Origin of the sequence: Pseudomonas sp. RW409 (assembly GCF_003184125.1) — a bacterium.
GTDB classification, from domain to species: domain Bacteria; phylum Pseudomonadota; class Gammaproteobacteria; order Pseudomonadales; family Pseudomonadaceae; genus Aquipseudomonas; species Aquipseudomonas chlororaphis_I.
In genome coordinates this window covers 861277-882788 of the sequence record NZ_QHHP01000041.1, presented here as the reverse complement: position 1 = coordinate 882788, position 21512 = coordinate 861277, and the positions used below count along the sequence as shown (strand labels likewise).

Sequence of the window (21512 nt, the reverse complement as noted above, 5' to 3'; positions counted from 1 at the left end):
CGGGTCTCAATAAACGTCATTGGAACGAAGCGCTGTCGACTGCGTGATAGACATAACGCCCATCGGTCATGCGCTTGATTTCGTCGAGATAGTTGGAATTCATCACAAACAGGTTGGCGCCCTCGGGCAAGGTCGCCATGACTTCTTCGGGGGACGACACGCGGGCGCCGCTCAGGGGCAGATAACGGCCCTGCTTGGCCGGATTGATATCCACCACCTGGTCCACCGAAACGCCCGCGCGCTGCAGGAACAGCGAATAGATCACGCCCTTGGACGACGCGCCCCAGATCGCCGAACCCGCCTCGGGCTGGGCCTGGATGATCTGCTTGGCGCGCTCGATGCTGGCGGTGAAATCCAGCGGCATCTCCAGGCGCTCGACCGCTGTCTCGCCCGGCTCACGCAAGGTGCCGAGGTCGGCCACCACGTACAGGTACTGGCCGCCGAACAGGTGACCGGCTTCGTGCACGGTGCCGAACATCCGCCGCAGGTCATCCAGGCGGAAGTAGTTCACATGCTCGTAGAACACGTCGAACCAGGCGCGATGCTCGACGATCCAGTCGAAGCACGGTACTTCGATGTAGATCTGCCCGCCCTGGTTGGCCTCGGCCATCTCCGCCAGGAACGCCCGCGGGTCGGCGATATGCTCCAGCACATGGCGCAACACCACGGCATCGGCCGACAGGCCCAGGCCACGGGTAAAGGGCGCCTTGATCACATCGGCGTTATCGCCCTCGTAGGCCGGGTCGATACCGGTAATGCGGTAGCCCCGCTCACGCAGCAGTTCGAGGAAATAGCCCTTGCCGCAACCGACCTCGATCAACTCGCGACCCTTGAAATGCCGGGCGATGATGCCCTCGACATCCTGCAGGTGGCGCTGGAACTGCGCCGAGTGGGCCTGCTCGTTCTGGTAGTCGCTGTCGTAGCTCAGCTTGTCGGGGTCGAAAGCCTGGTTGAAGATCAGGCCGCTCTCCTCGTCCTGCACCAGCACCATGTCGGCAGAGGCCGACGCCCTGGCGCTCTGCGCGTCGGCGAAGGTGCGGTTCTGCAGCACCGGCAGGTCCATGACCCGATACAACTCATGCCCCATGTTCTGCTCCCAATAGTTGTTGCAGGCGCTGGTTCGCCCCCCAGAACGCCATGGGCTCATGGGCGGGATAGGGGTAATGCCCCAGGTTCAGGCGGATCATCGAGCCGCGCTCGCGCACCCGTCGTTCGACCAGCGCACGAACCGATATAGGCTGGCCGCTGGAACAGTTGACCACCCCGGAAAAATCCCGCCGTTGCAGCAGCGCCGCAAGGCTGGCGGCGGCGTCCTCGATGGCCAGGTAATCGCGCAGCTGTTCGCCGGCGGACATGTCGAACACCGCATCGCCGGCGTCGATCGCCCGGTCCAGGGCGGCCAGCAGGCTGTTGGGGTTCTGCCCAACACCATGCAGATAGAACAGCCGCGCCCATTGCAAGGTGAAAGGCAGCTGCTGCTGCAGGTTTTCCAGGAACAGCCGCAGGCTGTGCTTGGCCAACCCATAGGGATTGCTCGGCTGCGCCGGTGTCTGCTCGTCGAGCGGACCGCTCTGCATACCGTATTCGAAACAGGTACCGGTGATCATGACCTGGGGCACGCCCGCCTCGACCGCGGCCTTGATGAACCGGTAGTCGGCCATCAGGTTGTGCTCGAGATGGAACAGCGCCTTGTAGTTCGGCAGCCCCGGCCAGGCCAGGTGCGCCAAGGCATCGACGCCCTCGACCAGGGAGGCGATATCGCTATCGACGGCATGCACGTCCGCGGCCACCCGCTCCACCGCTCCAGCCCAGGGCATGGCGGCCAGCTTTTGTGGATCACGGGCCAGCGCCCGCACCTGGCAGCCGCGGGCCAGCAAGGCGGCGACCAGATGCCGGCCGACAAAACCGCTGGCCCCGGTGACCAGTACCTTCAAGCCACTCACAGCAGCTTCAACTCGGGCACGGCGATCACGAAACGTCCGCCCCACTGGCGAACGTGGGCCAGCTGCTCGCTGACTTCCGCCAACAGGTTCCACGGCAGCACCAGCACATAGTCCGGGCGCTCGCTGTCGATACGCTCTGGCGCGACCACCGGAATCCGGCTGCCGGGCAGGAACTTGCCCTGCTTGTGCGGGCTGGCGTCGGCGACCCAGGCCAGCAGGTCCGGCTTGACCCCGGCGTAATTGAGCAAGGTGTTGCCCTTGGCCGCGGCGCCGTAACCCACCACGCGCTTGCCTTCGGCCTTGGCCTGGAGCAGGAAGCGCAGCAGCTCATGCTTGATGCGCTCGGCGGCCGGCGCCAGGGTTGCGTAGTACTCGGGGGTCTTCACGCCCGCGTCGAACTCGGTTTGCAACTGCTGCTGCACCGCCGGTTGCACGGCGCGGCGTTCGCCGTCCTTGCGCTGGACGAAAACCCGCAGCGAACCGCCATGGGTGGTCAACTGGCTGACGTCGAAGACTTCCAGTCCGTTGCGCTCGCACAGTGCCTGCACGGCGGTCAGGGATAGATAGGAATAGTGTTCGTGATATAGGGTGTCGAACTGCGCGCCGGCCATCAGCGTCAGCAGTTGCGGGAATTCGAAGGTGGCCACGCCGGTCGGCTTGAGCAGCGTCGCGAAACCACCGAGGAAATCGTTGATGTCCGGTACATGGGCCAGCACATTGTTGGCCGCCATCAGGTCTGCCGCCCAGCCTTGGTTTTTCAGCTGCGCGGCGGTGTCGCGACCGAAGAACAGCTCACGAATCTCCAGGCCTTTTTCCCGCGCGGCTTGCGCGGTGCTGCGGGTCGGCTCGACGCCCAGGCATTTGATCCCGCGAGCGGCCACGTACTGCAACAGGTAACCGTCGTTGGCGGCGACTTCCACCACACGGCTGTCAGCCGTCAAGCCAAAGCGCTCGACCATCTCGGCCACATAGCGCTCGGCGTGGGCCAGCCAAGTGCTGGAGAACGAACTGAAATAGGCGTATTCGGCATCGAACAGGCTTTCGGCGCTGGTGTAATCCTCGGTCTGTACCAGCCAGCATTGCTGGCACACGGCAACCTTCAGCGGCACCCATTGCTCGGCCTGTTCAAGACGCTCGGCATGCACATAGGCGTTGGACGGTGGTGAGGTGCCGAGGTCGATCAACGGCAGGCTCAGCGGCGCGGCGCACCCACGGCAGTTCATAGACGCACTCCAGCAAAGTGTTGATCGAGCGCGGGATGGCTGGAATCCCGGGCCGACAGATTATTGACAGGCAACGGCCAGGCAATCGCCAGCCGTGGATCATTCACCGACAGACCGCCCTCGTGCTCCGGCGTGTAATCGGCGCTGTGCAGGTAGAGCAGCTCGGCGTCGTCGGTGAGGGTCTGAAAACCGTGGGCGAATCCGGTCGGGATCAGCAGGCTGCGGCCATCGCCGGCCTTCAAGTGCTCGGCGTGCCAGTGCAGAAAGGTCTCGGAGTCCGGACGCAGATCCACCGCCACATCCCACACCTCGCCGCGCAGGCAGGTAATCAGCTTGGCTTCCGGCGCATTGGCGTTCTGGTAATGCAGACCGCGCACACTGCCCTTCTCGCGGGTACAGGAATGGTTGATCTGGCGGATATGAAACTCGCTGCCGAATGCACTCAGACTGCCTTCGCAGAACAGCCGGGCGAAGTGTCCGCGCTGATCTTCGAAGCGTTTGTGCTGGACGCTGAACAGCCCGGCCAGCGGCAGCTGTTTCAAGGAAAACTCGCTCACAGCGCGCCCCGGTACAGGTTCAGTTGGGCGAGGGTCACAGCGCGCATATCGTCGCCACGTTGCCAGGCCAGGTGCCAATCCAGGGTCTGCGCCAGGCATTGCTGCAGCGACCAGCGCGGTTGCCAGGCCAGCAGCTGGCGTGCGCGGCTGCTGTCCAGGCGCAACAGGCCGGCCTCGTGCAGGTCGCTCGGTTCGATGCGCAAGCCGGGGGCCGCCGGCCAGCGCGCGGCCAGCAACTCGACCACTTCGCCGACGCTGCACATGTCCGCTTCGCTTGGCCCGAAGTTCCAGGCCCCGGCGAACTGCGGCCCTTGTTCGTAGAGCCCGGCGGCCAGTTGCAGGTAGCCGGCCAGTGGCTCCAGGGCGTGCTGCCACGGGCGCACCGCCTGCGGGTAGCGCAGGGTTACCGGCTCGTCGGCCGACCAGGCCTTGAGCACATCGGGAATCAGCCGTTCCGGGGCAAAGTCGCCGCCGCCCAGCACGTTGCCGGCACGCGCGGTGGCCAGGGCCAGGCCGTGTTCGGCGTACTTGTCGGCCGGGAAGAATGAGGCGGCATAGGACTGCGCCAGCAATTCGCAGCACGCCTTGCTGCTGCTGTAGGGGTCATGCCCACCCAGGGCTTCGTTTTCGCGGTAGGGCCACAGCCATTCCTGGTTGGCGTAGACCTTGTCGGTGGTCACCAGCACGCAGGCGCGCACGCCGCCGACCTGGCGGATCGCTTCCAGCAGGTTCAACGTACCCATCACGTTGCTCGAGTATGTGCCCAGCGGGTCACGATAGCCCTCGCGTACCAACGGTTGCGCCGCCAGGTGCAGGACGATTTCCGGCTGCGTCTCGGCGATCAGCTCCAGCAAGGCGCCAAGATCGCGCAGGTCGCCACGCTGGTCGTTGATGCCCTCGGCGACCCGCGCCAGCTCGAACAGGCTCGGCTCGGTCGCAGGGTCCAGGGAAAAACCGCTGACTTCGGCCCCCAGGCTTTGCAGCCACAGGGTCAGCCAGCTGCCCTTGAAGCCGGTGTGGCCGGTCAGCAGGACCCGCTTGCCGCGCCAGAATTGCGGGCTCAGTCCCATTGCTTCCATGGGGCCTCCCCACTCTGCCAGAGCTGCTCCAGGTGGTTCTTGTCACGCAGGGTGTCCATCGGATGCCAGAAGCCGTCGTGCTGGAAGGCGTGCAACTGGCCTTGCCGGGCCAGGGTAGTCAGCGGCTCGGCTTCCCACACCGTGTCGTCGGCGCTCAGCAGCGGCAACACCTTGGGCGACAGCACGAAGAAGCCACCGTTGATCCAGCCACCGTCACCGCGGGGCTTTTCGGTAAAGCCCAGGACGCTGTCGCCGTCGCGCTCCAGAGCGCCGTAACGGCCGGGCGGCTGCACCGCGGTGACGGTCGCGTGCTTGCCGTGGGCCAGGTGGAAGTCCACCAGGGCGCCGATATTCAGGTCGGACACACCGTCGCCGTAGGTGAAGCAGAAGGCTTCTTCGTTCTCCAGGTAACGCCCGGCCCGGCGCAGACGGCCGCCGGTCATGGTTTCCTCACCGGTGTCGATCAGCGTCACGCGCCAGGGCTCGCTGTAGTTCTGGTGAACGTCCATGCGGTTTTCCCGCATGTCGAAGGTGACATCGGAGGTGTGCAGAAAGTAGTTGGCGAAGAAGTCCTTGATCGCGTACCCCTTGTAGCCCAGGCAGATCACGAAGTCGTGAATGCCGTGGGCGGAGTACTGCTTCATGATGTGCCAGAGAATTGGCTTGCCACCAATCTCGATCATCGGCTTGGGCTTGAGATGGGACTCCTCGCTGATGCGCGTACCCAGGCCACCCGCCAAAATAACTGCCTTCATCGTCTCCCCTCTTGTTCGTCACAGGGCTCTGCCAAGCTGTACCGAGCTTTTTGCGGGCCTTCTGGATAAAACCTTGTGCCGTTGACGGCGTTTCGCGGGTCAGCGAAAACGCTCGTTTTATGGCGATATCGAGGGGGGCTTGCAGGAAACGCGCCAGCTCCTGGGTCCCGGGTCCATGACCCTGGGGCTGTGGAATAGGCCATGGGACAGTACGACAAGAGGTGCTTGAGCGGCGAAACCTGCCCCTGAATCGCCGCCATAAAAAAGCCAGGCGTCTAAGCCTGGCTGGTTGTGTTCCCGCACCCCATCAATCCGGCAGCCACCCCTGCAGCCATAGATTCAGGTTGTTGCCCCGCAGCATGTAGTCGCGCAGGACTTCTTCGCGCAGCGCATCGCCCATGCGGTAGCTGGCGTCGGGGTCGGCCAGGTGCATGCGGATCGCCTCGATCCACTCCTGGGTGCTGTTACTCACGACCTTGGTACACGGCAGGTAGCCGCGATAGGCCTCGGTGTCGGTGCAGATCACCGGGTAACCGCAGGCACCGTATTCCAACAGGCGCAGGTTGCTCTTGCAGTCGTTGAAGATGTGAAACTCCAGCGGCGCCAGGGCCAGGTCGAGGTTGAGGCTGGCCAGTTTGAACGGGTAGGCCTGCAGACTAATGACGGAGTGGAACTCATGGACATAAGGCCGCAGCTCGTCCGGACACATGCCGAAGAACACCCACTCGACTTCATTGGCCAGCTCACGCACCACATCGACAATAATTTCCAGGTCGCCGGTGTGGCTGGTCCCTCCCCCCCAGCCTACCCGTGGCTTGCTCGAGGTGCCGCGGCGGCTGGTCAGACTGCCCCAGGGATCGACCGGCAGCATGTTCGGCACGATCCGGATATCGCTGTGCATTCCCGACAGCGTATCGGCCAGCGGTTGCGTGGTGACCACTACCCGATCACACAGAGCAATGCTCTGGCGCAGCATTTCTTCGGTATTGACCGGCGTGTTGCGCGCATGGGAGTTTTTCTTCGGCGCGCTGATCACGTAGTCGTCCAGCTCGAATACCCTCAGGGCACTGGAGTAGTTTTTCATACGCTGGATATCGCTCTCCGCGCCGCCGCTGTAGCGACATTGCAGAATGATCGAATCGGGGGACAGGCGCTCAATCTCCACACTCGACGGGGACTCATAGGCGAACCGACCGAGCAGCCGCCCTTCCTCTTCCAGCGCCATGAGGGGCGCGGTCACCCGGTAATGGCCCACTGCCGTTTTGGTTACCGGCAAGCCGAGCACCAGCGGCAAGGCCCGGGTCGAGAACGGGTTCCAGTTGTCGCGCAGCCCCACCTCCAGGCTGAAGCTGGAATACCCCAGGCTCAGGGCCGGGTTGTAGGCCGGATCGCGGGCGACCAGAGGCATCCAGCGGCGATAGAAGGTGTCGTGCTCGCGCTCCTGTCGCTCCAGGGCTCCTGGCTCTTGCGGCGCCTGCTCGACGGGCGCCAGCATCAAGCTGGCATAGGGCGTCCAGACCACCAGGTAACCGTCGCGGTTGACCCGCAGGCACAGGTCGACATCACTCAGCCCCCGGGAATAGCTGACCTCATCCAGCTGGCCGACACTGTCAAAGACTTCCTTGCGCACCATCAGACAATCGCCACTGACCGCACTCCAGCTCTGCGGCACCTGCAAGCGCTGCATGTAACCGCGGGCGCTGGCGGCCTCGCCTTGGAACGGCGAACTGGCAGCGCCGGCCAGGCCAAGGATCAGCCCCGCATGCACAATCGAGCCGTCCAGGCCGAGCATCCGTGCTCCCACCACGCCGACTTCCGGCCGCCGGGCGTGATTGAGCAGTTCGTCCAGCCAGTCACCGGAGCAGATCAGGGCATTGGCGCTGAGCAACAGCAGGTATTCGCCGCGCGCCTGTTGCGCTGCGTAATTGCGTACCGCCGCCTCAGTGCCGCTGCCGGCGAACGGCAACACCCGCAGCATGTCGGCGCCCAGCTGCGCCATCGCCTCCAGCCAAGCGGCCATGGCCGGGTCGCGGCTGCCGCTATCGACGATCAGGATCTCGTAATGGCTGTAGGCGGTCTTTTCGATCAGGCTTTCGGTGCAGCGCTGCAAGGCCGCCAGCGAATCGCCGGCCTGGATGATGATCGACACCAGCGGCCGCTGCGGGAACAGGTAGTCGATGTGGTTGAGCAGCGGCAATTCGTCATGACGAATCCGGTGCTCGACACCGATCCTGTCCAGATGCGCACCGACCAGGCCGGCGTTGCCCTCGATCACTTCGGGCAGCGACAGCCAGTCGGCGAAATTGTATGGGCTCTCGACCTGGATCTCGGCAATGTGTCCGATGGTCTGTGGCCCCGCCTCTTCCACCAGGCGCCACAGCACGTCATGGGGGGCCAGTTCGCCGAAGGCCGGATCGAAACCGCCCAGAGCCAGAAAACGCTCGCGCTCGAATGCCAGCATCCGGCCGACATAGGGGTAACCGCGCATCAGGTCCAGGTTGAAGTCCGGCTTGAACACCGGATCGCTGGACTCGCCCTCGATCCGCGCGCCTTCATCGCTGTAGATGCACAGCGCGCCCGGCGTCGCGGCGATGCGCTCGGCGAGGATCAGCAGCGCCGATTCCTGGAGCAGGTCGCCGGCGCGCAGCAGGTAAAACCAGTGGCAACCTTCCAGCTGCGGCACCAGCGCATTGAGCTGCTGCGGCCACGGTGTTTCCAGTGGCAGTTGCAGCACGCGTTCGTGCTCCGCGCATTCGGCATTGGACAGGACCAGGATTGCCTGCGGCGCATACAGCTGCTGCGCCAGGCTTTGCAAGGTCGACTCCAGTGCCACACCATCCGCATCCACATCGATCACCACGGGCACGATCTGCGGTCGCGCTGACCAGCTGGCGATACGCTGTGGCAGATGGCGTTTCTCGGTCTCGCTGAAACGCCGGATCGCCAGCCACTCCTGGTAGAAGTCGGCATAACTTTCGCTCTCGCCGCCGACCCGACCACTGACCACGGTGTTGCGGTTGCCGAGCACCCGGGTCACGCAGAGTTCGTCCCACTGCCAGGATGGCTCGGACATTTTTGCCAGGTCGACGCAACGCACCCAGCCCGAGGCCGGGGCCGACTCGCCGCTGCGCGCGGCGAGCATCTGCGCCAGCCAGTCCCATTCGATCTTCTCCGCCCGCTGCATTTCCGGCTGCTTGCTCAAGCGTTCCGGATACAGGCGCTCGGTGCTCAGCACAGTGTTAAGTAGCGCCAGGTTGCCACGCCGCATCAGGCACACGAACAGCGCCAGATCCAGCAACGCGAGGAAACCTGCGCCCTCCTGGGTCAAGGCTGGCAACAGCTCGAGCACGTCGGCGCGACGCATCAGGGTCGAACTGAAATTGCCAAGGAAGTTGCGTGGCGTGCTCTCGAGGATCGCCAGCATGTCGTCGCCCTTGAGCATGGCGTCGTTCGGCGACAGCCGGGCGTTCTCGACCCGCGGCGGCAGAATGAAGTTACCGGCATCGCTCATCATGCGCAGGGCGCAGACCAGATTGATCTCGGGATGATCGACCAGCACCTGGGCCTGCAGGGCGATGCTCGGGGCGAACAGGCGATCGTCGTCACAGAGGATCTTGATCAGCTCGCCCCGCGCCTCTTCGACACAGCGCAGCAGGTTCTTCTGCAGGCCCAGGCGTTGCGGGTTGCGCAGATAACGCACCGGATGGGGAGGTTCTACGATGGCCTCGACCACCTCACGAATCTCGTCGCCGGCCGAGTCGTCGCAGATGACGATTTCGACCCGCTCCCAGGTCTGGGCCAGCGCACTCTCGAACGCCTGGCTGAAGAAGCGCGGATTGAAGGCTGGGATGACGATGCTGACTAGAGGGCGTTGATTCACGGCGGGAAACTCTCGAGCGGCGGGCCCGGCCTGGTCAGGCGCGGGCCCCGAAACCGCTTAATGAAGACGGTTGACGGCTCGACGGCGCGGCCGCGCTCACAGGAGCGCGACCGGCTCAGGCTCAGACCTTGTTGAACAGGCCCAGCTGGGCAATCTTGCTGAAGGCCAGTTGCGAAGCTTGCAGCATGGTCTGTTGCAGGGTCAGGCGGGTCATCACCTCGGCCGGGTCGGAATCGCGGATCGCCGACTGGGTCTGGGTGTTGGCCGCGCTCAGGCTCAGGTTGGTCTCGTTCTGGATATCCAGCGCCGAACCCCGGCCGCCGATGTCGCTGACCGCGCTCGCCACCTGGTTGGCGCCGCTGGCCAGGTTGGCCATCCCCGCCTGCAACCCGGCATTGAGTTTCTGGATGGCGACCGGATCCCCGTTGGTCGGTGTATTCAGCACCGTACGCAGCTGGCTGATGGTATCGAGGACGTTCTGGGTCTGGTGGTTGTTGACCGCCACCACATACTGGTCGCCCGCCGCCGGGGTACCGCTGAAGGTGAAGTTCACACCAGACGCGGTGGCGGTGGAGCCGGCCATGGTGCCGGTGGAAACCGGCTTGCTGTCAGCAGTCAACGGCGACGCATACAGCTCGTAGTCGGTGGCGCTGGTGAACTTGAGGATCGCACCGCCGCTCGGGAAGCTGGCGTTGTAGGCGTTGTTGTTGCTGACGCTGGCACCAGTCACGACCGCGGTCGACGGGTTGCCCGGGCTGCGCGAGACATTGAAGGAGTCGGGCTTGGCCGCCAGGGTGAAGCTGTGACCGGCGATCTCCGTGTTCGGGGGGGTGGCATCGCCGGGTTTCAGGTTGATGCTCAGGCGCAGATCGACGCCACGGAAACTGACGGTCTGTGCCTCGGCGCCCTTGCTGGAGGAGAAGGAGCCATTCTGGCTGGCCTCGGACGTCACGTCGTTGCCGGCGCTGTCGGTGATCTTGAACTGAGTGCTGCTGAGGAAGCTGATGGTGTACGGCTCGCCGCTGCGGAACTCGCTGTTGTACTTCGGATTCGAAGACACCTGGCCGTTGGACAGCGTCACCCGACCGTCATCCACTGCCGGGGCAGTCATGCTGACCTGGCTGCGGCTGGTGTTGATGGCTTGCTGGAAGGCGGCCCAGCCGGTGGTGTTGGTGGCCATGGACATGGTGTCGCCCACTGGCAGGTTCAGCGTGGTCTGGTCGCCGTTGTAGCTGTAGGTGCCGTCGGAATTGCGGGTGAACGGCACGGTGTCGCCCTGGGAACCGGCAAAGATGTATTTGCCGTTTTCGTCCTGAGTGTTCATCAGGCTCAACAGCTGCTCTTCGATCTGCGCCAGTTCGGCGGCATTGGCCTTGCGGTCATCGTCGGTGTAACCGGCGTTGCCGGCTCCGCTCGCCAGTTCCTGGGCACGTGCCAGAACGTTGGTGATGCTGGTCAGGACCGATTCGGCCTGGCCCAGGGATGCCTTGATCGAGGTGGTGTTGGCCGAGTACTGGCTCAACAGCGAAGCCTGCTGGCCCAGTTGCAGCAGGCGCGAGGCGCCTACCGGATCGTCGGCCGCGGTGTTGACGCGAACCAGGCTGCTGGCCTCTTCGCTGCTCTTGACCACATTGGCGAAGTTCTTCTGGTAGTTGGCAGCCGAGGACTCGTAAAACTGGGCGGTGGAAATACGCATGGACTACGACTCCTTAAAGGCTGTTGATCAGGGTGGCGAAGGTTTCCTGCGCCGCCTTGATGATTTGCGAGGACGCGGTGTAGTACTGCTGGTACTTGACCAGGTTGCCGGTCTCTTCATCCAGGTCGACCCCGGACAACGAGTCCCGCGCGCCCTTGGCGTTGGCCAGGATCGCCTCGGTGGCCGCACTGTCGAGCTTGCCCTGGCTGGCCTTGGCACCGACGTTCTCCACCAGCTTGCCGTAGGCGTCGACCAGGGTGATGCCCTTGCTGGCCGAACCGGTATCCACGGTCTGCTTGGTCTGTAGCCCCGCCAGCGCGATGCCGTTGCGGTTGTCGGTGGAACCGGCGCCGTTGAACTTGACGTTCAGTCCTTCGCCGTCCTTCGGCGAGCCGGCGACGCTCATTTCCACGGTGAAGGTTTTCTGCACCGGCGGTGTGCCGCCGTCGGTGATCGGGTTGCCGCTGGCATCGACCATCTTGATCTGCAGGTTCAGCGTGTTGTTCTGCCCCGGTACGATCGAACCGGTGCCCATCAACGTGCCCTTGGCATCGTAGTACTTGTAGCCCTGGCTACCGCCCGCGGGGGCGTCGAAGACCAGCTTGACCGGTACCGAGTTCTTGATCGCGGTCTGCATCTCGGCGTTGGCGGCCGAGTTGTAGATGTCCAGCGCCGGCTTGACTGTCGGCAGGCCTGGAATGCTCAGCGAACCGGTGGCCCCTGGCAGCACTTCGGCATTCAGCGGCGCGGCGATGGCCAGGCGCTTGGCGTCGGTCAGTTCGGTCTTGATCGTGGTCGCCGCGTTGCGGGTCGGGGTGATCTTGAAACTGTCGCCGGCGCTCATAGCCCCGCCATTGAGGCTCAGGGTGAAACCGTCGATCACCGGTGGCGGCGTGGTGGTGGTGCTGAACGCGCCCAGGCTGGTGCCGTCGGAGCGCTTGACGGTGTAGTCGGTGGCGCTGGTGAAGGTCACCTGGTAGTCGCTGATAGTCAGCTTGCCGGTGTCCTTGATGGTCACATTGAGGTTGCCCGAGCCGGCGCTGTTGTTACCGTTGGCAATGCTGCGCTGGCTGATCAGGGCCGCACTGTTGATGTTGTTGAACAGCGCCGCGCCAAACTCGCCGTTCTTGTCGATACCTTGTCCGAGCTGGCTGTTGACCTGGTCGGCGATCACCAGGGCCACGCGCCCCAGTTCGTTCATCGCCGGGTCCAGCACCTCGTTGCGATAGCGCAACAGGCCGCCGATCTCGCCACCGGTGACCACCGAGGTCACATCGATAGTGCTCGAGCCGCGATTGAGTTGCAGCGAAGAACGGGTCGGGTCGGTCTTGCCAGGGACCACTTCCAGCTTGCTGGTGGTGTTACCCACGACCAGCGGCTGGCCGCTGCCCAGGTACAGGTCGACGCTCGAGCCGCGCTCCGAGACATCCACCTTGACGAACTGCGACAGCTGGCGCAGCGTCTCGTTGCGCGCGTCGAGCAGGTCGTTGGGCATTCCGCCGCCGCTGGAGACTTCGGAAATCTTCTGGTTCAGCTGGGCGACAGTGGCCGCCAGCTTGTTGACCTGGTCAGCCATGCTGCTCAGGTTGCCGTTGATATTGGCGTTCTGCTCGTTCAACTGGCTGGAAACGGAATTGAAGCGGTTGCTCAGGGCTTGCGCGTCGCTGAGCAGCAATTGGCGCGAGGCATCGTCGGCCGGCTTGGCGTTGACGTTCTGCATCGAGGCAAAGAATTTGGTCAGCGCGCCGGTGATACCGGTGCCGCTGTCCGACAGCAGCTTGTCCACCGGGGTGATCTGGCCCAGGTAAGCGGCGGCATCGCTGTTCAGCGAGGTGGTGGTCTGCAGCTGGGCATCCAGGTAGCTGTTGTACACCCGGCGCACGTCGGCCAGGGTAGTACCGCTGCCGATGAAGACGTTACCGTACTGGTTCGAAGCCTTGCTGCCCTGCACGGTCTGCTGGCGCGAGTAACCGGCGGTATCGGCGTTGGCGATGTTGTTACCCGTGGTCATCAACGACGTTTGGCTGGCTGACAGCCCCGACATCCCGATATTGAGCAAACTCATGATTCAGACCTTATAAATTCGTGGAAGCGCCCGCCGCAGCGTAGTTCTCGTAGCTCTTCATCTGCTTGGCAATCTGCGAAATCTTGCTTGCGTAGTCCGGGTCGGTTGCATACCCGGCTTTCTGCAATTCACGTACAAACTGTTCGGGGTTATCGGCCGCCTTCAGCACTTCTTGATAGCGATTGTTGCTCTGCAACAAGGTCACCAGGTCGTGGAAGCTGTCCTGATACGAGGCATAGGAACGGAACTCGGCCGTCTCCTTGACCATCTGCCCATTTCTGAATTCGCTGGTGATCGCCCGTGCCTGGTCGCCCTTCCAACTGCTGCCGGCCTTGATGCCGAACAGGTTGTGGCTGCTGCTACCGTCCTGCTGGCGCATCACCGATTTGCCCCAACCGGTTTCCAGCGCCGCCTGGGCGACCAGGTAGCGTGGATCGACCCCGATGCGGTCGGCGGCCTGCTGCGCCATCGGCAGCATGGTGGCGACGAATTCATCCGCCGAACTGAAGGCTTTCTTCGCCGGCGCCAACGGTGGCTGGGCCACGGCGCGGCCGTAGATCTGCATGCGTCCGTGCGGCACCGCGGCAAAGCTGCGCGAGCTGTTCTTGACCAGCGCGTCGGTAGCGGCCGTGGTGCGCTCCGGCAAGGCCGTCCGGTTGGTGGCGGCACTGTCGGCCGACGGCACGATGCCCGCCAGCAAGCGATCGGTCAGCTTGCTCGGCAGGGAAATGCGCCGCTGGTTGAGCAGCGCCATATCGTTATGGGTACCGCTGTCGGCGGCGCGCTGTGGCTCCAGCGCACGGGAGGCCCACAGCGGACGCTGGCCATTGACCCGCGACAACGGGCCGCCCAATGCCGTGGTGCCGGCAGCGATGGCGGTTGGCGTCGCGACCTTTTCAGTCAGCGCGACCTTTTCAGCCTGGCCACCGGGCAAGGTCGAGGCCGCTGCCGCAGTGGTGGATTTGTTCTTCGACATCTGGCGCATCAGCACATCGGCCAGGCCGATACCACCGCCCTCGCGGGACATGGAAACCGCCAGCTGCTGGTCGTACATTTCCTGGTACTGCTTGGCCGCCGGAGTGTTGAGCGGGTTGTCCTTGCCCAGCGCTTCGGTAGCCGAGCGCATGGACTTGAGCATTTCGTTGAGGAACAGCGACTCGAACTCCTGCGCCACCTTGCGCATGTTGGCGTCGCTGTTCTTGTCGCCGACCTTGAGCTGGTTAAGCCGGTTGAGGTCCGAGTAGGAACCCGAATCGCCGCTGCTGACCAGACCGCTCTTGCGAATATCCATGACCCCTACCTCAAATCACGATCAGGTCGGCTTGCAGCGCGCCGGCCTGTTTCAAGGCTTCGAGGATCGCCATCAGGTCGCCCGGTGCCGCGCCGACCTGGTTCACCGCACGCACGATCTCGTCGAGGGTGGTGCCCGGGCCGAACTTGAACATCGGCTTGGCTTCCTGCTCGGCGTTGACCCGCGAACGCGGCACGACCGCGGTCTGGCCGTTGGACAGCGGACCCGGCTGGCTGACGATCGGGTCTTCGGTGATGGTCACGGTGAGGCTGCCGTGGGTCACGGCGGCTGGCGAGACCTTGACGTTCTGGCCGATGACGATAGTGCCGGTACGCGAGTTGATGATGACCTTGGCCACCGCCTGCCCCGGATCGATTTCCAGGTTCTCGAGGATCGACAGGTAGTCGACGCGCTGGCTCGGATCGAGCGGCGCGGTAACACGGATCGAACCGCCGTCGATGGCCTGGGCCACGCCCGGGCCGAGCATGTCGTTGATCTTGTCGACGATGCGCTTGGCGGTGGTGAAGTCGGAACGGTTGAGGTTCAGGGTCAGGCTGTTGCCCTGGTTGAAACCGCTCGGCACCGCGCGCTCCACCGAGGCGCCGCCCGGGATGCGACCGGCCGACGGAACGTTGACCGTGATCTTCGAACCGTCACGACCTTCGGCGTCGAAACCGCCCACCACCAGGTTGCCCTGGGCGATGGCGTAGACGTTGCCGTCGATCCCCTTGAGCGGCGTCAGCAGCAAGGTGCCGCCGCGCAGGCTCTTGGAGTTACCGATGGAGGACACGGTGATATCCACCTGCTGCCCCGGCTTGGCGAACGCCGGCAGATCGGCACTCACCGATACCGCCGCGACGTTCTTCAACTGCACGTTGCCGGAACCCGGCGGTACCTTGATGCCGAACTGCGACAGCATGTTGTTGAAGGTCTGCAGGGTGAAGGGTGTCTGGGTCGTCTGGTCGCCGGTGCCGTTAAGCCCGACCACCAGGCCGTAGCCGATCAACTGGTTGGAACGCACGCCGGAAATGCTGGCGATGTCCTTCAGCCGTTCGGCGTGAGCGTTGCAGGCCGCCGAGAGCAACAGCGCGGCCAGCATGAGGCGTTTGAAATTCAACGTAGCCACCTAGAAAGGGAACAGCGGGCTGAGGAAGAAACGGTCGAACCAGCCCGGCTGGCTCGCATCGGCAAAGGCACCGGTGCCCGAATAGGTGATGCGCGCGTCGGCGACGCGGGTCGAGGACACCGTGTTGTCGGTGGCGATATCGTCGGCACGCACCAGGCCGGCAATCCGCACCAGCTCGTCGCCGGTGTTGAGGGTCAGCCACTTCTCGCCGCGCACGGCGATGATGCCGTTGGGCAACACGTCGGCCACCGTCACGGTGATCGAGCCGGTCAGGCTGTTGCTCTGGCCGGACTTGCTGTCGCCCTTGGTGGCCCGGTCGCCGCTGTAGCCGACATCGAGGCTCAGGTCACCGCTACCTATCGGGTCATTGGTGCTCAGGCCGCCACCGAAAAACGAAGTCAGGCCGATGCCGGTCTTGCTGTTCTTGTCGATCTGCGAGTTGGCGTTCTTGCTCGCCTGGGTCCGCTCGTTGAGGGTGATGGTGATGATGTCGCCCACGCGGAACGCCTTGCGGTCGCTGTACAGGTTCTGCTCGAAGCCGGCCTGGTAGATCGAGCCGTTGTTGGCCGCAGCCGGCAACGGAGTACGCGGCAACACCGGAGCGTAATACGGGTCATTGGGCTTCGGTGGCGGGGCCACGCAGCCCGCGAGCACGACGAACCCACTCAGTGCGAGAACAGATACAAAGCGATTCATGACCCTACCTCATGGTGCTGCAGGCGGCCGCTGGGCCGCCCCTAGGACTTGATTACAGATTCTGCGTGACGAACGAGAGCATCTGGTCGGCGGTGGAGATCACCTTGGAGTTCATCTCGTAGGCGCGCTGGGTGGTGATCATGTTGACCATCTCCTCAACGGTGCTGACGTTGGAGGTTTCCAGGGTGTTCTGCAGGGTGGTGCCGAAACCGTTGAGGCCCGGGGTACCGACTTGCGGCGCGCCACTGGCGGCGGTTTCCAGGAACAGGTTGTTGCCCGTCGCTTGCAGGCCGGCCGGATTGATGAAGTCGGCGGTCTGCAGGTTGCCGATCACTTGCGAGGCCGGGTTGCCGGCGGTGGTGATCGAGACGGTGCCGTCCTGGCCCACGGTGAAGGTCTGGGCATCGTTCGGTACGACGATCGCCGGTTCCAGCGCGAAGCCGTTGGCGGTGACGATCTGGCCGTTGGAGTCCAGGTGGAAGGTGCCGTCACGGGTGTAGGAAGTGGTGCCGTCCGGTTGCAGGATCTGGAAGAAACCGCGGCCGTTGATGGCCATGTCCAGCGGCTGCTCGGTGGTCTGCAGGCTGCCGGCGGTGAAGTTCTTCTGGGTGCCGACGATGCGCACACCAGTACCCAGCTGCAGGCCCGACGGCAGCTCGCTGTCCTGGGTCGACTGGGCGCCAGGCTGACGCTTGATCTGATACAGCAGGTCCTGGAACTCGGCGCGATCACGTTTGAAACCCGTGGTCGAAACGTTCGCCAGGTTGTTGGAAATGGTGGTCAGGTTAGTGTCCTGGGCGGACAGACCTGTTTTGGCAACCCACAGAGCCGGAAGCATTCGATTCTCCTCGTGCGCCTGTTTTACGGCGCGACGTACTGGTAATTAGCTGATCTGCAAGACCCGAGCCATGGCCTGGTCGTCTTCTTTGGCGGTGTTCATCATCTTGATGTGCAGTTCGAACTGCTTGGAGAGCGCCAGCACCGAGGTCATTTCCTCGACCGCATTGACGTTGCTCGACTCGAGGAAACCCGAGACCAGTTGCACATTGGCGTCAGCCGCTGCCGGCTTGCCGTCCTTGGTATGGATCGAACCGTCCAGACCCTTGGTCATGTTCTTCAGGTCCGGGTTGACCAGCTTGATGCGGTCGACCTCGGCCATCACCCGTGGGCCTTCACCCATGGCGCGGATGCTGATGGTGCCGTCCTGGCCGACTTCCACCTGCTGCTCCGGCGGCACGGCGATCGGGCCGCCGTTGCCGATCACCGGCATGCCGTTGCCGGCACGCAACACGCCCAGGGCGTCGATATTCAGGCTGCCGGTGCGCACGTAGCTTTCACCGCCATCCGGGGTCTGCACGGCGATCCAGCCATTGCCGCTGACCGCCACGTCGAGATCACGACCGGTTTCCACCAGCGAGCCCGGGGTGAAATCGGTAGCCGGACGCTCGGACATGGCAAAGGCCCGCGCCGGAAAGCTGTCACCAAACACCGGCATCGAACGCGCCTGCTCCAGGTCGCGCTGAAAACCGTTGGTGGAGATGTTCGCCAGGTTGTTGGCATGCGCCTTTTGCGCCAGCGCATTCTGGCTGGCACCGGTCATGGCCACATAAAGGTACTTGTCCACAGTCTTTCCTCTGCATGTCGGACGTTTGCCGTCCACCGCTGTACTGCTGAGCCATAAGCAATAAGCGCACCAACTTGTTTTTCGGGCGGCCGAAGGCAGGAAATCCGGGAGCTTGAGGGCGATCGAAGGAAATCGAGCGATTGTGTCAAAGACGAAAAACCGGCGCAGATATGCCGCTTACGGCAAGGCTCGGCCTCTGCAGCGCAACAAGGCTCTGTAGCCGCTGCCGCAGGCTGCGATTGACTGCGAAGCAGACGCCAACCCCATACCCGCGATCTGATCGAGGTAATACGCTGCCAGCCTTGCGAGTCCTTCGGACTCGATCGCAGCCTGCGGCAGCGGCTACAAGAGTTCAGCTCTCGCCAGCGCCCTTGCCCACTTCGTATTCGCGCAGCTTGTTGGCGATGGTGGTGTGCGACACGCCCAGGCGCTTGCCCAGCTGGCGGCTGCTGGGGTGTTCGGAATACAGGCGTTCGAGCACCGCCTTTTCGAAACGCCCGACGATTTCGTCGAGGCCACCCTCCAGGGAGAAGTCGCCAAGGGGTTGGCGCACGCCGTAGTCCGGCAGTCGGATGTGTTCGGCCTTGACCGTGCCGCCGTCGCACAGGGACACCGCCTGGAACAGCACGTTTTCCAGCTGCCGCACGTTGCCTGGCCAGTGGTAATGGCTGAGGCGCTCCATGGCCGCCGGCGCCAGCTTGGGCAAGGCGCAGCCGATCTGTCGGCTGGCCTGGTCGAGGAAGTGCTCCACCAGCGGCGTCAGGCCGTCGAGGCATTCGCGCAACGGCGGGATATGCAGGGACAGGACATTGAGCCGGTGATACAGGTCCTGGCGGAACTCACCGCGGGCGCACAGTTCCGACAGGTCGACCTGGGTCGCGCAGATCACCCGCACGTCCAGGTACACCTCTTCGTCGCTGCCGACCCGACGAAAGCAGCCGTCCTGCAGAAAGCGCAGGAGCTTGACCTGCAAGCGCGGGCTCATCTCCCCGACCCCGTCGAGAAACAGCGTGCCGCCGGCGGTCAGTTCCAGCAGCCCGAGCTTGCCTTCGGCCCGGGCGCCCTCGAAGGCCCCCGGCCCGTAGCCGAACAGCTCGGTCTCGGCCATGGATTCCGGCAGGCCGGCGCAGTTGAGCGCCATCAGCGGCGATTGTCCGCGCGGGCTGGCCAGGTGGCAGGCGCGCGCCAGCAGTTCCTTGCCGGTGCCGGTTTCGCCCTCGATCAATAGCGGCGCGTCCAGCGGTGCCATGCGCCGCGCTTCGCGCACCACCGCGGCCATGACTTTCGAGCTCTGGAAGATACTGTCGAAGCCGCGCAACTCCTGCTTGCGCACGTTATAGATACGCTCGCCCACCCGATCCGCGCGGTGCAGCGTCAGCACCGCGCCGGCCATGGCCTCGCTGTCGTCGTGCTCCGATTGCAGCGGCGCGATGTCCGCCAGAAACACGTCACCCTTGACCTTGACCCGCAGGCCGTTGATCCGCGACTTGTTGGCCCGCACCAGTTCCGGCAGGTCAAAATCCTCGGCATAGCGCGACAGCGGAATCCCCGGTACCTCGTCCACCCGTACGCCCAACAGCTGCGCCGCCGCGCGGTTGGCGGCGACGATGGAACCGCCCATGTCGATGGACAACACCGGGAACTCCAGCGCCCCGAGCAGGGCATTGAGCTCCATATGCCGCCGCTCGCTGGGCATCAGCCCGACCCGCTTGACCCCGAACACCCCGGCGATCGACTCGAACTTCGGCCGCAGCGCCTGGAACTGCAGGTTGATCAGGTTCGGGCAATGCAGATAGATGGCATTGCCATGCTCGCCGCCCACCTCACCCCGGGCGACGTTGATGCCGTACTCCACCAGCAGGTTGAGAATGTCGCGCAGGATGCCGATGCGATTCTGGCAGTGGACTTTGATACGCATAAAGGAAAGGCCCGAAACAGGTAATGGAGGGCGTGAACGCCAGAAAGCGGCGTTTTTGGCACCGTCCGGCACGAACTTTCTGCGGTGTGGCGCAGATAATCGTCAAGATTATGTGACAGTCACCGGCCTTTTCAAATCGACTATTCTCAGTAATAGCGGACCTGCGACGCTTTCGTAACGAAAACTTTACGAAATCAGCCCTGATCCGCCCATTACGTTCACGTCAACCTGCTGCATGGGCTGCAACCTTGGGTTATCTCTAGCGTCAACTGATAACAAGAAGCAGCCCCTGACAGGAGAGCAGCATGAAGCAGACGCAGTACGTGGCCCGCGAGCCCGACGCGCAAGGTTTTATCCACTACCCCGATGAAGAACACGCGGTGTGGAACACCCTGATCACTCGTCAGCTGAAAGTGATCGAGGGTCGCGCGTGCCAGGAATACCTGGACGGCATCGAGAAACTCGGCCTGCCCCACGACCGCATCCCGCAGCTGGGCGAAATCAACAAGGTGCTGGGCGCAACCACCGGCTGGCAGGTAGCCCGGGTGCCGGCGCTGATCCCCTTCCAGACCTTCTTCGAATTGCTCGCCAGCAAACAGTTTCCGGTCGCGACCTTTATTCGTACCCGCGAAGAACTGGACTACCTGCAAGAGCCGGACATCTTCCACGAGATCTTTGGCCACTGCCCGCTGCTGACCAATCCCTGGTTCGCCGAATTCACCCACACCTACGGCAAGCTCGGCCTGCAGGCCACCAAGGAAGAACGGGTGTACCTGGCGCGCCTGTACTGGATGACCATCGAATTCGGCCTGCTGGACACCCCGCAAGGCCAGCGCATCTACGGCGGCGGCATCCTCTCCTCGCCGAAGGAAACCGTCTACTGCCTGTCGGACGTGCCCGAACACCAGGCCTTCGACCCGCTGGAAGCGATGCGCACCCCGTACCGCATCGACATCCTGCAACCTATCTACTTTGTGCTGCCCAACCTCAAGCGCCTGTTCGACCTGGCCCATGAAGACATCATGGCCCTGGTGCACCAGGGCATGCAGATGGGCCTGCACGCACCCAAGTTTCCGCCCAAACCCAAGGCGGCCTGAGCACCCTGCCCTCGCGCAGCGCTCATAAAACCCGTAATTTCCAACAAGAACCGATTTCAGGAACCCACCATGACCGCTCTCAACCAAGCCCATTGCGAAGCCTGCCGCGCCGATGCCCCACAAGTCAGCGACGAAGAACTGCCGGTGCTGATCAAGCAGATCCCCGACTGGAACATCGAAGTGCGCGATGGCGTCATGCAGCTGGAAAAAGTCTTCCTGTTCAAAAACTTCAAATTTGCCCTGGCCTTTACCAACGCAATGGGTGAAATTTCCGAGGCAGAAGGTCATCATCCTGGCCTGCTCACCGAATGGGGCAAGGTCACCGTGACCTGGTGGAGCCACTCCATCAAGGGCCTGCACCGCAACGACTTCATCATGGCCGCTCGCACCGACGAAGTGGCCAAGACCGCAGAAGGACGCAAGTAATGCATTTCGACGCCATAGGCCGAGTACCCGGCGACCCGATTCTTGGCCTGATGGAGGCCTATGCGTCGGACAGCAACCCACGCAAGTTCGACCTCGGCGTCGGTGTCTACAAGGATTCCCAGGGGCTGACGCCGAT

The 21512-nt window shown here is 63.6% G+C and carries 17 protein-coding genes and 1 pseudogene; 3 read left to right on the top strand and 15 right to left on the bottom strand.

Translation table 11 applies throughout. The features are described 5' to 3' along the window. Positions 1–16: 16 nt before the first annotated feature. The 15 genes from DK261_RS24520 to DK261_RS24450 form a co-directional block, all read right to left on the bottom strand. The gene (locus tag DK261_RS24520; protein ID WP_009047683.1) at positions 17–1087 is read right to left on the bottom strand and encodes a class I SAM-dependent methyltransferase; all 1071 of its coding nucleotides are present in this window, start codon (positions 1085–1087) and stop codon (positions 17–19) included. Continuing rightward, entirely contained in the window at positions 1077–1934 is an 858-nt protein-coding gene (locus tag DK261_RS24515) for an NAD(P)-dependent oxidoreductase (RefSeq protein WP_174248215.1), read from the bottom strand. The genes DK261_RS24520 and DK261_RS24515 overlap by 11 nt, the downstream gene beginning before the upstream one ends. A 5-nt stretch (positions 1935–1939) precedes the next feature. After that, positions 1940–3166: a class I SAM-dependent methyltransferase gene (locus tag DK261_RS24510; protein WP_103331170.1), complete on the bottom strand. Its 1227-nt coding sequence runs from the start codon at positions 3164–3166 to the stop codon at positions 1940–1942. Further along, the gene (locus DK261_RS24505; RefSeq protein WP_101281988.1) at positions 3163–3723 is read right to left on the bottom strand and encodes a dTDP-4-dehydrorhamnose 3,5-epimerase family protein; all 561 of its coding nucleotides are present in this window, start codon (positions 3721–3723) and stop codon (positions 3163–3165) included. The genes DK261_RS24510 and DK261_RS24505 overlap by 4 nt, the downstream gene beginning before the upstream one ends. Continuing rightward, entirely contained in the window at positions 3720–4802 is a 1083-nt protein-coding gene (rfbG, locus tag DK261_RS24500; RefSeq protein ID WP_029526189.1) for a CDP-glucose 4,6-dehydratase, read from the bottom strand. Before rfbG ends, DK261_RS24505 begins: the two co-directional genes overlap by 4 nt. After that, positions 4784–5557, bottom strand: a complete 774-nt coding sequence (rfbF, locus tag DK261_RS24495; RefSeq protein ID WP_009047679.1) for a glucose-1-phosphate cytidylyltransferase — start codon at positions 5555–5557, stop codon at positions 4784–4786. The genes rfbG and rfbF overlap by 19 nt, the downstream gene beginning before the upstream one ends. A gap of 307 nt (positions 5558–5864) precedes the next feature. Then, the gene (locus DK261_RS24490) at positions 5865–9437 is read right to left on the bottom strand and encodes a glycosyltransferase (protein WP_110176674.1); all 3573 of its coding nucleotides are present in this window, start codon (positions 9435–9437) and stop codon (positions 5865–5867) included. 121 nt (positions 9438–9558) lie between these two features. Beyond that, positions 9559–11133: a flagellar hook-associated protein 3 gene (locus DK261_RS24485; RefSeq protein WP_103331167.1), complete on the bottom strand. Its 1575-nt coding sequence runs from the start codon at positions 11131–11133 to the stop codon at positions 9559–9561. A 13-nt stretch (positions 11134–11146) separates the two neighbouring features. Beyond that, the gene (gene flgK / locus DK261_RS24480) at positions 11147–13198 is read right to left on the bottom strand and encodes a flagellar hook-associated protein FlgK (RefSeq protein ID WP_110176672.1); all 2052 of its coding nucleotides are present in this window, start codon (positions 13196–13198) and stop codon (positions 11147–11149) included. A gap of 10 nt (positions 13199–13208) precedes the next feature. Continuing rightward, positions 13209–14489 (bottom strand): flagellar assembly peptidoglycan hydrolase FlgJ, encoded by a 1281-nt coding sequence (flgJ, locus tag DK261_RS24475; RefSeq protein WP_016702269.1) that lies wholly within the window; start codon positions 14487–14489, stop codon positions 13209–13211. Positions 14490–14499: 10 nt separating this feature from the next. Continuing rightward, positions 14500–15588 (bottom strand): flagellar basal body P-ring protein FlgI, encoded by a 1089-nt coding sequence (locus tag DK261_RS24470; RefSeq protein WP_053268480.1) that lies wholly within the window; start codon positions 15586–15588, stop codon positions 14500–14502. A 27-nt stretch (positions 15589–15615) separates the two neighbouring features. After that, entirely contained in the window at positions 15616–16311 is a 696-nt protein-coding gene (flgH, locus tag DK261_RS24465) for a flagellar basal body L-ring protein FlgH (protein ID WP_009047673.1), read from the bottom strand. A 52-nt stretch (positions 16312–16363) separates the two neighbouring features. Next, positions 16364–17149 (bottom strand): flagellar basal-body rod protein FlgG, encoded by a 786-nt coding sequence (flgG, locus tag DK261_RS24460; protein ID WP_009047672.1) that lies wholly within the window; start codon positions 17147–17149, stop codon positions 16364–16366. A gap of 45 nt (positions 17150–17194) precedes the next feature. Beyond that, on the bottom strand, positions 17195–17935 hold the full coding sequence (locus tag DK261_RS24455) for a flagellar basal body rod protein FlgF (RefSeq protein WP_009047671.1): 741 nt from the start codon (positions 17933–17935) through the stop codon (positions 17195–17197). Between the two features lie 352 nt (positions 17936–18287). Further along, complete coding sequence (locus tag DK261_RS24450; RefSeq protein ID WP_038581185.1) at positions 18288–19853, bottom strand: sigma-54-dependent phenylalanine hydroxylase transcriptional regulator PhhR; 1566 nt, start codon at positions 19851–19853, stop codon at positions 18288–18290. Positions 19854–20158: 305 nt separating this feature from the next. On the opposite strand from DK261_RS24450, the gene phhA reads away from it, so the two are divergent. The 3 genes and pseudogenes from phhA to DK261_RS24435 all read left to right on the top strand — a co-directional run. Beyond that, the gene (gene phhA, locus DK261_RS24445) at positions 20159–20950 is read left to right on the top strand and encodes a phenylalanine 4-monooxygenase (protein ID WP_007930098.1); all 792 of its coding nucleotides are present in this window, start codon (positions 20159–20161) and stop codon (positions 20948–20950) included. A gap of 69 nt (positions 20951–21019) precedes the next feature. Then, positions 21020–21376 (top strand): 4a-hydroxytetrahydrobiopterin dehydratase, encoded by a 357-nt coding sequence (locus DK261_RS24440; RefSeq protein WP_007930096.1) that lies wholly within the window; start codon positions 21020–21022, stop codon positions 21374–21376. Next, positions 21376–21512 (top strand): annotated as a pseudogene (locus tag DK261_RS24435) (aromatic amino acid aminotransferase); the annotation flags it as partial. The gene DK261_RS24440 and the pseudogene DK261_RS24435, both read left to right, overlap by 1 nt.